Genomic DNA, 534 nt, shown 5'->3' on the forward strand with positions numbered 1-534 from the left:
TCACCAGCAATGGCCCCCCTTCTCCCGAAGTTACGGGGGCATTTTGCCGAGTTCCTTAACCATAGTTCACCCGAACGCCTCGGTATTCTCTACCTGACCACCTGAGTCGGTTTAGGGTACGGGCCGCAACAGCACTCGCTAGAGGCTTTTCTCGACAGCATAGGATCATCCACTTCGCCGCAATCGGCTCGGCATCAGGTCTCAGGCAATGCCAGGCGGATTTACCTACCTGGCGCCCTACACCCTTACCCCGGGACAACCACCGCCCGGGCTGGACTACCTTCCTGCGTCACCCCATCGCTCACCTACTACCACCTTGGGCCGGCGGCTCCACCAAGGTCCGGTCCGAAGACCAGACCCGGCTTCACGGCCTTAGCATCAGAGGGTTCAGCGCTGGCGCACTGTCACGGGTACCGGAATATCAACCGGTTGTCCATCGACTACGCCTGTCGGCCTCGCCTTAGGTCCCGACTTACCCTGGGCAGATCAGCTTGACCCAGGAACCCTTAGTCAATCGGCGCACACGTTTCCCAC

The 534-nt window shown here is 60.3% G+C and carries 1 rRNA gene; it reads right to left on the reverse strand.

Annotated elements, in window-relative coordinates:
* Nucleotides 1-534: ribosomal RNA gene (locus tag ACTWQE_RS34195) — 23S ribosomal RNA — on the reverse strand; the annotation flags it as partial.

This window comes from Streptomyces sp. 8N706 (assembly GCF_052245415.1).
Taxonomy (GTDB): domain Bacteria; phylum Actinomycetota; class Actinomycetes; order Streptomycetales; family Streptomycetaceae; genus Streptomyces.